Source organism: Blautia sp. DFI.1.216 (genome assembly GCF_020594215.1).
In the GTDB taxonomy this organism is placed as follows: Bacteria; Bacillota; Clostridia; order Lachnospirales; family Lachnospiraceae; genus Blautia_A; species Blautia_A wexlerae.
Map to the genome: position 1 here is coordinate 40,354 of NZ_JAJDML010000013.1, position 13,104 is coordinate 53,457.

At 44.0% G+C, this 13,104-nt stretch carries 12 protein-coding genes; 11 read left to right on the forward strand and 1 reads right to left on the reverse strand.

What is annotated here, in order from left to right; translation table 11 throughout:
* The first annotated feature begins 2 nt into the window (after nt 1–2).
* From era to LJE11_RS07090, 9 genes are all read left to right on the forward strand, one after another.
* On the forward strand, nt 3–911 hold the full coding sequence (era, locus tag LJE11_RS07050; protein WP_008707556.1) for a GTPase Era: 909 nt from the start codon (nt 3–5) through the stop codon (nt 909–911).
* A gap of 28 nt (nt 912–939) precedes the next feature.
* On the forward strand, nt 940–1,692 hold the full coding sequence (gene recO / locus LJE11_RS07055; protein ID WP_173696835.1) for a DNA repair protein RecO: 753 nt from the start codon (nt 940–942) through the stop codon (nt 1,690–1,692).
* 152 nt (nt 1,693–1,844) lie between these two features.
* Nucleotides 1,845–3,239: a glycine--tRNA ligase gene (locus tag LJE11_RS07060; protein WP_022380971.1), complete on the forward strand. Its 1,395-nt coding sequence runs from the start codon at nt 1,845–1,847 to the stop codon at nt 3,237–3,239.
* A 250-nt stretch (nt 3,240–3,489) separates the two neighbouring features.
* Nucleotides 3,490–4,692 carry an NRAMP family divalent metal transporter gene (locus LJE11_RS07065; protein ID WP_008707553.1) on the forward strand — a complete coding sequence of 401 codons (1,203 nt, stop codon included), beginning with the start codon at nt 3,490–3,492 and terminating at the stop codon, nt 4,690–4,692.
* Nucleotides 4,693–4,845: 153 nt separating this feature from the next.
* On the forward strand, nt 4,846–5,571 hold the full coding sequence (pxpB, locus tag LJE11_RS07070) for a 5-oxoprolinase subunit PxpB (RefSeq protein ID WP_020993687.1): 726 nt from the start codon (nt 4,846–4,848) through the stop codon (nt 5,569–5,571).
* Nucleotide 5,572: 1 nt separating this feature from the next.
* On the forward strand, nt 5,573–6,580 hold the full coding sequence (locus LJE11_RS07075) for a biotin-dependent carboxyltransferase family protein (RefSeq protein WP_026649284.1): 1,008 nt from the start codon (nt 5,573–5,575) through the stop codon (nt 6,578–6,580).
* 41 nt (nt 6,581–6,621) lie between these two features.
* Nucleotides 6,622–7,059, forward strand: coding sequence for an acetyl-CoA carboxylase biotin carboxyl carrier protein (gene accB, locus LJE11_RS07080; protein ID WP_025577217.1), 438 nt, complete (start codon nt 6,622–6,624; stop codon nt 7,057–7,059).
* Nucleotides 7,060–7,077: 18 nt separating this feature from the next.
* On the forward strand, nt 7,078–8,427 hold the full coding sequence (gene accC / locus LJE11_RS07085) for an acetyl-CoA carboxylase biotin carboxylase subunit (protein WP_008707547.1): 1,350 nt from the start codon (nt 7,078–7,080) through the stop codon (nt 8,425–8,427).
* A gap of 23 nt (nt 8,428–8,450) precedes the next feature.
* On the forward strand, nt 8,451–9,221 hold the full coding sequence (locus LJE11_RS07090; protein ID WP_144136583.1) for a LamB/YcsF family protein: 771 nt from the start codon (nt 8,451–8,453) through the stop codon (nt 9,219–9,221).
* A 106-nt stretch (nt 9,222–9,327) separates the two neighbouring features.
* On the opposite strand, the gene LJE11_RS07095 is transcribed toward LJE11_RS07090, so the two are convergent.
* Entirely contained in the window at nt 9,328–9,954 is a 627-nt protein-coding gene (locus LJE11_RS07095) for a cytidylate kinase-like family protein (RefSeq protein ID WP_144136582.1), read from the reverse strand.
* A 151-nt stretch (nt 9,955–10,105) separates the two neighbouring features.
* Here LJE11_RS07095 and LJE11_RS07100 point away from each other — a divergent pair, with 151 nt between their 5' ends.
* Together LJE11_RS07100 and LJE11_RS07105 are read left to right on the forward strand one after the other, a co-directional pair.
* The gene (locus tag LJE11_RS07100; protein WP_008707541.1) at nt 10,106–11,107 is read left to right on the forward strand and encodes a TAXI family TRAP transporter solute-binding subunit; all 1,002 of its coding nucleotides are present in this window, start codon (nt 10,106–10,108) and stop codon (nt 11,105–11,107) included.
* 5 nt (nt 11,108–11,112) lie between these two features.
* Nucleotides 11,113–13,080, forward strand: a complete 1,968-nt coding sequence (locus tag LJE11_RS07105; RefSeq protein WP_118330337.1) for a TRAP transporter permease — start codon at nt 11,113–11,115, stop codon at nt 13,078–13,080.
* The last annotated feature ends 24 nt before the right edge of the window (nt 13,081–13,104 follow it).

The window sequence follows — 13,104 nt, forward strand, 5'->3', positions numbered from 1 at the left end:
GAATGAACGAAAATTTTAAATCCGGATTTGTAGCGATTATTGGACGTCCAAACGTAGGTAAATCCACTCTGATGAATCATCTCATCGGACAGAAGATCGCTATCACATCCAAGAAACCACAGACAACCAGAAACCGTATCCAGACCGTTTATACCTGTGACGAAGGTCAGATCGTATTTCTCGATACTCCCGGTATCCACAAGGCAAAGAATAAGCTGGGAGAATATATGGTCCAGGTGGCAGAGCGAACTTTAAAAGAGGTAGATGCCATTATGTGGCTGGTAGAGCCAAGTACCTTTATCGGGGCAGGAGAGCGTCATATTGCAGAACAGCTTCAGGGAATCGGAGTGCCGGTAATCCTGATCATCAACAAAATTGATACTGTATCAAAGGAAGAAATCCTTCCTGCCATTGACACCTACCGAAAAGTATGCGATTTCGCAGAGATTATCCCATGCTCCGCACTGCGTGGACAGAATACACAGGATATTATCGGTTGTATCCTGAAATATCTGCCTTACGGTCCTATGTTTTATGACGAGGATACAGTTACTGATCAGCCTCAGCGTCAGATTGTGGCTGAGATCATCCGCGAGAAAGCACTTCATGCACTGGATGCGGAAATTCCGCATGGAATCGCAGTTGCCATTGACCGGATGAAAACACGTCCGGGAAAAAATCCAATCGTGGATATTGATGCGACAATTATCTGTGAAAGAGAGTCTCACAAAGGAATTATCATCGGCAAACAGGGTGCGATGTTAAAGAAAATCGGAAGTAATGCAAGATATGAGATTGAGCGTATGCTGGAATCAAAAGTGAATCTGAAGCTTTGGGTAAAAGTAAAGAAAGACTGGAGAGACAGTGATTTCCTTATCAAGAACTTTGGTTACGATAAGAAGGAAATCTAAATAAAAAGACAGTCAGGAAACAGAGAGAATGAGTGATTTGATAACTGTGCAGGGAGTAGTGCTCTCTGCCATGCCTGTGGGAGAATATGACAAGCGGATCGTCCTTCTCACCAGAGAAAGAGGCAAGATTTCCGCGTTTGCAAAAGGAGCCCGCCGCCCAAACAGCCAGTTTCTGGCGGCTGCCAATCCTTTTGTGTTTGGAACCTTTGCCCTTTATGAGGGGCGTTCCAGTTATAATCTGAATCAGGTATCCATCAGTCATCATTTTGTGGAACTGGCAGGCGAACAGCCTGGAATCTACTATGGATATTATTTTCTGGAACTGGCAGATTATTTCGGACAGGAGGGGATTGACGAGAAAGAATCTATGAACCTTCTGTATGTGACAGTGAAGGCACTTCTGAACCCGAATATTGATGACAGGCTGGTGAGGTGTATTTTTGAACTTCGTATGATGGCTGCACAGGGATTGTGTCCTTCACTGTTTCATTGTGTGTGCTGCGAAAGACAGCCTGTGGAGGGAGAAGAGCTTTTCTTTTCTCAGCAGAATCATGGTATTCTGGATAAAGCCTGTCTGGGACATGTAAATGATGCAAAGAGAATCTCAGCACCTGCATTATATACCATGCAGTACATAGTAACTGCTTCTCTTGGGAAGCTTTATACATTTACTGTTACAGAAGAAGTACTCCATGAATTGGAACGTCATATCCATACCTATATTGCTGCGAACACTGAAAAACGGTTCAAAAGTCTGGAAATTCTGGAAATAATGAGCTGAGATACCTTGAAAAAGAAATCAGATACAGTTATAATAACGTTAATTGTAGCTGTTTATTACGTTAATCAAATAGCGGAATGGATTGTGAATCAAATTGCCTGACGGATATGAACAGTTACACGCATTTTATAAAAAGAACGAGGAGAATAGTCATGGAAAAAACAATGGACAAAATCATTGCGCTGGCAAAGGCAAGAGGATTTGTTTACCCGGGTTCCGAAATCTATGGTGGTCTTGCAAACACATGGGATTACGGTAATCTTGGTGTAGAATTAAAGAATAACGTAAAACGTGCATGGTGGCAGAAATTTATTCAGGAATCCCCATACAATGTAGGTGTTGACTGTGCAATTCTGATGAACCCGCAGACATGGGTTGCATCCGGACATCTGGGAAGCTTCTCTGACCCGCTGATGGACTGTAAGGAATGTCATGAACGTTTCCGCGCAGATAAGATCATCGAAGACTTCAGCCAGGAGAATGGCATTGAACTTGAGAGCTCTGTAGACGGATGGTCTCAGGAAGAGATGATGAACTTCATCAAAGATCACAATGTACCATGCCCTACATGCGGCAAACATAACTTTACAGATATCCGTCAGTTCAACCTGATGTTCAAGACATTCCAGGGTGTTACAGAGGATGCCAAGAATACAGTATACTTAAGACCTGAAACAGCACAGGGTATTTTCGTAAACTTCAAGAATGTTCAGAGAACATCACGTAAGAAAATCCCGTTTGGTATCGGTCAGATCGGTAAATCTTTCCGTAACGAGATCACACCGGGTAACTTCACATTCCGTACACGTGAGTTCGAGCAGATGGAGCTTGAATTCTTCTGTGAGCCGGATACAGACCTTGAGTGGTTTGCATACTGGAAGAACTTCTGCCTGAACTGGTTACATTCTCTTGGATTGAAGGATGAAGAAGTTCGTTATCGTGACCATGATGCAGAAGAGTTAAGCTTCTACAGCAAAGCTACTACTGACGTAGAGTTCCTGTTCCCATTCGGATGGGGCGAGCTTTGGGGAATCGCTGACAGAACAGACTATGACCTGACACAGCATCAGAACGTATCAGGACAGGATCTGACATATTTTGATGATGAGAAGAAGCAGAAATATATCCCATATGTAATCGAGCCGTCACTGGGTGCTGACCGTGTGGTACTTGCATTCCTGTGCAGCGCATATGATGAGGAAGTTCTGGATGCAGAGAAGAATGACGTTCGTACTGTCCTTCATTTCCATCCGGCACTTGCACCTGTTAAGATCGGTGTGCTTCCTCTTTCCAAGAAGCTTAATGAGGGTGCAGAGAAAATCTATCAGCAGTTAAGCAAGAAATATAACTGTGAATATGATGATCGTGGAAACATTGGTAAACGTTACAGAAGACAGGATGAGATCGGTACTCCGTTCTGTGTAACTTATGACTTTGAGTCCGAAAACGACGGAGCAGTTACAATCCGCGACCGTGATACTATGGAGCAGGTTCGTGTGAAGATTGATGAACTGGATGCATATTTTGCGGATAAATTTACATTTTAACTGAATAAACTGCAAAGAAATTATTCGGTTATATGAGCAAATAACAAAGTGGATGATTATATCCACCTGACTGAAAAAACAGCAAGGGAGCTGTATCGGATGGGAATCCGGACACTCCTTTGCTGTTTTTTATTACAAAATACAGATTATAAAAATCTGATATCAAAAGTTATCAAAACAATTTTTGCTTGTGTAAATATTCATTTTTTAGTATAATGGGCAATAATAATATGAAAAGGAGGCAATAAAAATGAGCGAAAAGAAAAAGAGTGGCGGAGCCTTACTTGGCGCAGCGTTTCTGATGGCCACATCTGCAATCGGACCAGGATTCCTGACACAGACAGCAACGTTTACCGGACAGTATCAGGAAAGTTTTGGATTTGTTATCCTGGTTTCCGTAATCCTTGCAGCCATTGCACAGCTGAATATCTGGCGTGTGCTTTGTGTGACCGGACTTCGTGGTCAGGATGTTTCCAATAAGGTACTTCCGGGACTGGGATATCTGGTATCTATACTGATCGTATTCGGTGGTCTGGTATTTAATATCGGAAACGTAGGTGGCGGAGCACTTGGTTTTAACACATTGCTTGGAATACCTACCAAAGTTGGTTACATACTGGCAGGTCTTTTGGCAATCCTGGTATTTGTGCTGAAAAATGCCAAAAGTGCCATGGATACTATTACCAAGGTACTGGGTGCCATTATGATTATCGTAATCTTTGTTGTGATCATTGTGGTAAAACCACCGGTAGGAAGTGCATTGAAGAATACATTTGTACCGGAAGCCGGTGCCACAAATCTGATTCCTGCAATCCTTACACTTCTGGGAGGTACTGTTGGAGGATATATCACTTTCTCCGGCGCACATCGTCTGATTGATGCAGGAATTACAGGCGAGAAGAACCTGAAAGAGATCAACAAGAGTTCTGTTATGGGTATGATCATTGCTACGATTGTTCGTATTTTCCTGTTTCTGGCTGTTCTGGGCGTTGTTGTCAAGGGCGTAACACTGGATGCTGCAAATCCTGCAGCAGACGCCTTCAAGCAGGGGGCTGGTGAAATCGGATACCGTTTTGCAGGTCTGGTTCTTCTGTGCGCAGCAATCACATCCATTATCGGTGCAGCTTATACTTCAGTTTCCTTCCTGAAGACTTTCAGCAAGTCTATCGAGGAAAATGAAAATAAAGTGATCATCGGATTTATCATTATTTCTACAGCCATTATGTTTATCCTTGGAAATCCGGCAGTACTTCTTGTACTTGCAGGTGCTGTGAATGGTCTGATCCTTCCGATCACCCTGGCAATCTGTCTGATCGCTGCACATAAGAAATCTATTATGGGAGAGAATTATCATCATCCGGTAGTACTTACCATTCTTGGAGTGATCGTGGTAATTCTTACAGCATACCTCGGTGTGACTACATTTGTATCTAAGATCGGTACATTGTTATAATTGAGGAAAATGTATCCGGTTTTCAGACTGGAGAGTATATCAAAAAGGTGTGATCGTCCAGGTTACACCTTTTTGGTTCATTAACAGCCATGTGATGCAGAAAGAAGCAGATAAAAAGACATGGCGAAAAGATTAAGAAAAGAGGAGCAGATTATGCCGGACATTAGAATTTTAACAGAAGGTGATTCTTCTGTTCTGGTTGAATTTGGCAAAGAGATCAGTCCGGAGATCAACCGGAAGATCACTGCCACTGTACAGCTTATGAAAGAACAGCATATAGAGGGAGTTGTAGATATGATCCCTGCGTTCTGTTCTTTGCTGGTTAATTATGACCCGCGTGTGATTTCCTACGATGACCTGAAAAAAAGACTGGAAATTCTGTTAAAGATGGAAGTTACAGCAGGTGAAGGATGCAGAAAAGTTTATGAGATCCCTGTATGCTATGGGGGAGAATATGGTCCGGATATTGAGAATATTGCAGAACATGCCGGACTTTCCGTAGAGGAAGTAATAAAGATTCATTCTTCCAGAGATTACCTGATCTATATGCTTGGTTTTCTTCCGGGCTTTTGTTATCTGGGCGGGCTGGATGAAAGGATCCATACACCCCGTCTTGCAAATCCCAGAATCAAGATCAATGCAGGAAGTGTGGGAATCGGTGGTTCCCAGACAGGGATTTATCCTCTGGATTCTCCGGGAGGATGGCAGCTGATGGGAATGACACCTGTAAAAACCTATGATCCGGACCGTGAAATCCCGATTCTGGTAGAGGCAGGAGATTATATCCGTTTTGTACCGATCGATGAAGATGAGTACAAACGGATCAGAGAATTAGTAGAACGTGGCGAATACCAGTGCACCGTTCATGAGGAGGCATAAAATGGGAATTCGTATATTAAAAGGCGGAATGATGACAACGGTTCAGGATCTGGGGCGTTATGGATATCAGAGTCAGGGATTCAGTGTGGCAGGAGTCATGGATGTCCGTTCATTCAAAATAGCCAATCTTCTTCTGGATAATCCGGAGAATGAGGCAGTATTGGAGATAACGCTGATAGGCCCAACCCTTGAATTTACATCAGCTACTATCATTGCAATCACAGGCGGAGATTTCCAGCCAACCATTAATGGAGAGCCGGCTCCCATGTATACAGCCCTGTATATGAATAAGGGAGATGTACTGAAATTTGGAAGCGCCAGAACGGGAAGCAGAGGTTATATTGCTTTTTCCAGTTATCTGGATATTCCGGTAGTGATGGGAAGCCGATGCACCAATTTAAAGAGTGGTCTGGGCGGATTTAAGGGAAGAAAACTGGAAGCGGACGATTATATCGGATTTCGTATTAAGAGACGTTATCTGCCGTTTTTCCTTTCCCGAAAGCTTGATATGGATGAGTTTGATCAGACAGAAGCAACACTGCGGGTAGTAATGGGACCGCAGGATGGTATGTTCAGCAAACAGGGCATCCAGACTTTCCTGGGCAGTGAGTATACAGTGACAAATGAATTTGACCGTATGGGCTGCAGGCTGGAGGGACCGTTTATTGCTCCTAAGGAGACTTCGGATATTATTTCCGACGGAATCGCATTTGGGGCTATACAGGTACCTTCCCATGGTAAACCTATCATTCTGCTGGCTGACCGTCAGACAACGGGCGGTTATGGGAAAATTGCCACAGTAGCATCTGTGGATATTCCCAAGCTGGTACAGAGAAAAACAGATGATAAGATACATTTCAAGGCAATTACCGTACAGGAGGCTCAGGCTCTTTATGTTGAGGAAATGAAAGAACTTGACGGGCTGAGAAAGATCATTCATCAGCCATGTAAAGAGGTTCTGGACTGCCGTCTGGTGGCAAAGAGACTGCGTAAGCTGTTTGAAGAATAACCATAAAAATAATATAGAATAGACAGAAAGGATAATGTTCGATGGATTTAGAGAAGATTGAGGGATTGGTAAAGATTATTGAGGATTCATCACTTAACGAATTCACATATAAGGACAAGGATGTAAAGATTACAATGAGCAAGTTGGATCATCCTCCTGTAGTTGCAGCGGGAGTACCTGTGGCTGCATCTGCACCTGTGAATACAACTGTGGAAAAGGCTGAGGAAGAAGAGGAGGAAAGTCTGTTTATCACTTCTCCTATCGTGGGAACCTTCTATTCAGCAGCTGCTCCGGATGTACCTGCCTTTGTAAAGGTGGGAGATCAGGTAAAGGCAGGACAGACAGTCTGCATTCTGGAAGCTATGAAGCTTATGAATGAGATCCAGAGTGACTATGACTGTGAGATAGAAGCAGTTCTGGTAAGCAATGAACAGAAAGTAGAATACGGACAGCCTCTGTTCCGCGTTAAGAGACTGTAGGATAAGGAGGCTTTCATATTGTTTAATAAAATTTTGATCGCCAACCGTGGGGAAATTGCAGTCCGGATCATACGTGCCTGCAGGAATCTGGGGATCCGAAGTGTGGCTGTTTATTCAAAAGAAGATGCTAAGAGCCTTCATGTACAGCTGGCAGACCAGCGTATCTGTATCGGAGAAGGTCCTGCCAGAAACAGCTACCTGAACATGGACCGGATCATTGCTGCAGCAGAAAATATGGGAGCAGATGCTATCCATCCCGGTTTTGGCTTTCTTTCAGAAAACAGTGAGTTTGTACGTAAATGTAAAGAAAACGGAATTACTTTTATCGGACCGGATGCAGATGTTATTGATAAGATGGGTAACAAGTCCCATGCCCGTAAAACCATGATGGATGCCGGTGTACCGGTTGTACCGGGAACAAAGGAACCTGTATATGATGCAGAAACAGGTAAAAAGCTGGCTGAAGAGATTGGATATCCGGTTATGATCAAGGCTTCCTCAGGAGGCGGCGGTAAGGGAATGCGTGTAGCTGCCAATGAGGATGAATTTGAGTTTCAGTTTAATATGGCACAGAGAGAATCAGCCAATGCTTTCGGGGATGATACCATGTACATTGAACGTTTTGTAGAAAATCCCCGCCATGTGGAAATCCAGATTATGGCAGACAGTCATGGAAATGTGGTGGCACTGGGAGAGCGTGACTGTTCGGTACAGAGAAATCATCAGAAGCTGATTGAGGAATCCCCTTCTCCTGCCATTGATGAAGAAACCCGCAGGAAAATGAATGAATATGCAGTTCTTGCTGCGAAAACAGTAGGTTATACCAATGCAGGAACTATTGAATTTATCGTAGATCCAAAAGGCAACTTCTATTTCATGGAAATGAACACCAGAATCCAGGTGGAGCATGGAGTAACGGAGATGGTTACAGGTACAGATCTGATCATTGAGCAGATCCGTGTGGCTATGGGAGAGGAGTTAAGCTTTAAACAGGAAGATATCCGGATTAAAGGACATGCTATTGAATGCCGTATCAACGCAGAGATTCCAGAAAAGAATTTCATGCCAAGTCCCGGAGTAGTACAGCATATGCATCTTCCGGCAGGCAACGGAGTTCGGGTGGATACTGCTCTTTATACAGGATATAAGATTCCGTCAGAGTATGATTCCATGATTGCGAAGGTAATCGTCCATGCGCCTGACAGAGAGGCTGCCCTGCAGAAAATGCGCTCTGCGCTGGATGAGATGGTGGTCATGGGTGTGGAGACAAACCTTGATTTCCAGTATCAGATTATGAAGAATCAGGTATTCTGCGACGGAAAGGCAGATACGGGATTTATAGAAAATGTGCTGAAAATCAAAGGATGATAAATAAAAAAGAGGTAAGATGAATGTATACAGTAGATTTAAACAGTGACCTGGGAGAGAGCTTTGGAAACTATAAAATCGGTAATGATGATAAGGTCATTCCGCTAATCTCCTCTGCAAATGTAGCCTGCGGTTATCATGCTTCAGATCCGGTAGTTATGGGAAATACGCTGGCAATGGCAAAGGAAGCGGGAATTCGTATAGGAGCACATCCGGGTTTTCCTGATCTGATGGGCTTCGGAAGAAGAAATCTGAGTGTTTCCCCTGCAGAGGCAAAAGCATATGTGCTTTATCAGCTGGGTGCACTGGATGCATTCTGCAGAGTAACCGGTGTAAAAATGCAGCATGTAAAGCCTCATGGAGCCTTATATAATATGGCTGCAGAGGACTATGCCCTTTCTACTGCAATCTGTGAGGCAATCAAGGAATTTGACAGCAGTCTGATCGTACTTGCTCTTTCCGGCGGACAACTGGCAAAGGCTGCTCAGGATATGGGCCTGCGTACAGCTATGGAGGTTTTTGCAGACCGCGCCTATGAAGAAGATGGTACTCTGGTAAACAGACGTAAGGAAGGTGCTGTGATCACTGATGAAAATGAGGCTATTGTCAGGGTGATCCGTATGGTCAAAGAGAAAAAGATTACTGCAATTACAGGAAAAGATATTGATATTCAGGCAGATTCTGTCTGCGTTCATGGAGACGGAGCCAAGGCTCTGGCGTTTGTGGAAAAAATCAGAGAGGCTTTTGTAAAAGAAGGAATCCAGATCAGTTCTCTGGATGAGTTTGTAAAATAAAAGAAATTTAGAAACAACTATTAAAAGGACTGAAGTAAAGAGGCTGTGGCACAGATTTTCTGATTGCCACAGCCTTGTTGCTGTTTTACAGCTTGCAGCGGTCCTTCTACTGATGCTTCAGATTCAACCCCTGCTGTTTTGCAAGTGAAGTGATAATCTCAATACAGTTATCGTATCCAAGGCTTCCGGTATCCAGACACAGGTCATAATCGTGATAAGTGCCAAGCTCATGTTTTGTATAGGTTTTGAAATAGGTTTCACGCAGGTTGTCCATTTTGGTGAGATATTTCCTGGGATCTTCCTTTCCGTTTAGGCCTAATTTCTGAATATGTTCTGTGCGGAGATTCACATCTGCATGAAGGAAAATATCCAGACTGGGAATACCGGCATTTCGCAGGATAAGATTGGAACAGCGGCCGATAATAATACAGTCCTGTTCTGCTGCGAACTGGAGGATCAGCTCTTTCTGAGCCTGATAAATGGCATCATGGGAACTGAAATAGCCTGCAGAGTTATTCAGAATGTTGTCAAGAAGTCTGGCACTGCGGCTCAGATTTTCACCCTCACGATCAATATCCTCCTGGGAATATCCGCTTCTGGCAGCAGCCTGTTTTGCAAAATCCCGATCGTAATATGGGATACCAAGCCTTTCTGAAACTACTCTTGCAATACTGTGTCCCCCGGCACCAAACTCCCGGCTGATTGTGATGACAGGGTATTTTCTTTCGGACATAATAGATACCTCCATTGGGTTGTTATTTATTTTGTTATCCATGTTTTTCCTTTATTGTAACGTTTTTTGTAAGATTATTCAATAAAGATTATCATTTTTTGAAAAAATATGTTATAATTCAAAATATTATGTACCTGAAGGAGATGGATTTATGAGAAACAAAGAGCTTTTCAGAGGCAGGAGAAAAGCTGGCAGGATTGTTGGCCTTGTTTTGACTCTTGCACTTGCAGTCAGCCTTCTGAGCGGCTGCGGACAAAGTAAAGAACGTCTGACGTTCGGTACCGGCGGTACGGCGGGAACGTATTATTCCTACGGTGGTGTACTGGCCCAGTATATTACCAATAATACAAATGTAAAGGTTACAGCGGTTTCTACAGGTGGTTCCAAAGCGAACCTGCAGTCAGTACAGGACGGAGATTTTCAGCTTGGATTTGTCCAGTCAGATGTAATGGCCTATGCATGGGACGGTGTAAGAGCATTTGAACAGGACGGTGCAACCCATGATTTCAGGACTCTGGGCGGCCTGTATGCAGAGACTGTCCAGCTGTTTACCATGGATCCTGACATTAAGACAGTGGAAGATCTGAAGGGCAAGAGCGTATCTATCGGTGCGGCAAACTCCGGTGTATATTTCAATGCTCTGGATGTTTTAAATGCAGGCGGCATTACCCTGGATGATATCCATCCCCAGTATCTGTCTTTTGAGGACAGCAAGGAATCTTTGAAGGATGGAAAAATTGATGCTGCGTTTATTGTTGCAGGTGCACCTACAACAGCTATCACAGAGCTTGCAACTACCAATGGTGTCTATATGATTAATATTGATGGCGCGATCAGGGATTCGATCCTGAGTGACTGTCCATATTATACATCCTACCAGATTCCGGCAGGAACCTATCCGGGACAGGATGAGCCTGTAGAAACCATCACAGTCAAGGCGACGATCGTAGTGTCCGAATCTCTGGATGAGGATACAGTTTATGATATGACTGCGGCAATTTTTGACCATGCAGACGAGATTTCTGCTGAGAATGCAAAAGGAGCGGAGCTTTCTCTGGAAAACGCTACTTCCGGTATGACCATTCCTTTCCATAAGGGTGCGGCGCGTTATTATGCAGAGCATGGAATTACAGTGGATACGAAAGGGGAATAGTCAGGATGAAAGAAAATAAGATAAAAAAAGCAAACACATCCCCGGAAGGGCAGGCTGGTTCTGAGAACATGAGCACAGCAGATGTAGATGCAGTAATGAAGAAATACGACCGCGAATCCAATATTCGTGTGTGGACCGGCAAATATAAGCTGGCTGTACGCGGCCTGCTGGTTGCCTTTTCTCTGTGGTGTATCTATGTTACCTTATTTGCAACCTTCCTGGAGGAAATCCGACTGACTTCTTTTCTGGGGCTGATCATTCTTATCGGATTTCTTACCTATCCGGCGAAAAAAGGAGACATCAGAGAAAACTACATGCCGATTGGCGATATTATTTTTATGATCGCAGGCACAGGTGCTTTTCTGTATTTTACTTTTTCTGCAAATCAGATCATCAATCAGGGTACCAGATTTGCCCCTTATCAGATTGTGATCGGTATTATCGGTATTGCTGCACTGATCGAGCTTACCAGACGATGCGTGGGCCTGCCGATCCTGTTTGTGGCAGGTTTTTTCCTGATCTATGCACTGGCTGTAGGGCTTACCAATCCGGCATTTTGGGGAAGAGTGAAATTCCTGGTGCGGAATCTTTTCTACACAAAAGAGGGTATTTTCTCCACACCTGTAAATGTATGCTCTAAATATATTGTGGTATTTATTATTTTCGGTGCGTTTCTGGAGAGAACAGGAATCTCCAACTTCTTTATTCAGCTGGCTAACTGCATTGCAGGAAAATATGCAGGTGGACCGGCAAAGGTAGCGGTTATCAGTTCTGCACTCTGTGGAATGGTATCCGGTTCCTCTGTAGGTAACACAGTAACAACCGGTTCTGTTACAATCCCGATGATGAAGGACACAGGCTACAAACCGGAATTTGCCGGAGCAGTAGAAGCTGCTTCTTCCACAGGTGGACAGATCATGCCTCCGATCATGGGAGCTGCCGCATTCCTTATGGCAGATTTTGTGGGTGTACCGTACTCCAACATTATTGTCAGGGCGATTCTGCCGGCATTGTTGTACTTTACAGGAATCTTTATTTCTGTACATCTGGAAGCAAAGAAATTAGGACTTTCCGGAATTCCGAAGGAAAAACTTCCGGTATTTAAGCTTCTGATCCGTAAAATCTATCTGTTATTACCTCTGGTCATGCTGGTAATCTGGGTGTCCGGAAACTATATGACCATGCAGAAGGCTGCCAGCTATGCAATCGTTCTTTCTGTTATCGTAAGTCTTTTTGACAAAGAAAACAGAATCAGTGTTACCAAATGTATTGATGCGCTGGAAGCAGGAGGAAGAGGTGTTATCTCCGTAGCAGTAGCCTGCGGTGTTGCAGGAATCATTTCCGGTTCCATCACCATGACAGGACTTGCCAATGACCTGATCAACGGAATCATCAGTGTTGCAAACGGAAAACTGATCATTGCACTGCTTCTGACTATGCTGTGCTGTATCGTACTTGGTATGGGTGTACCTACCACTGCCAATTACTGTATCATGGCAGCAACCTGTGCTCCGATCCTGGTACGTATGGGAGTACCTACACTGGCAGCTCATTTCTTTGTATTTTACTTTGGTATTGTTGCAGATATCACACCGCCGGTAGCGCTGGCTGCCTACGCAGGTTCAGCCATAGCGAAGGCCAATCCGATGAAGACTGCATTTACAGCCTCCAAGCTGGCTATCGCAGTATTTATCGTACCTTATGTATTCTGCTTCAATCCGGCAATGCTGCTGATCGATACCACACCGCTTAAGGTTGTTCAGATCTTTATCACCTCACTGATTGGTGTGTTTGGATTGTCCTCCTCACTGGAAGGCTTTCTGTCAGTGAAAATGTCTGTACCGGTTCGTGTCTTAATGGCAGCAGGCGGACTGATGCTGATCGACCCGTCACTGATGACTGATGTTGTGGGAATACTTCTGATCGTGGGATGCTGCGTATGGCAGACAGCGCAGAAGAAGAAAACTGCATAGAGAAGAATAAAAAAACCGGCAAAA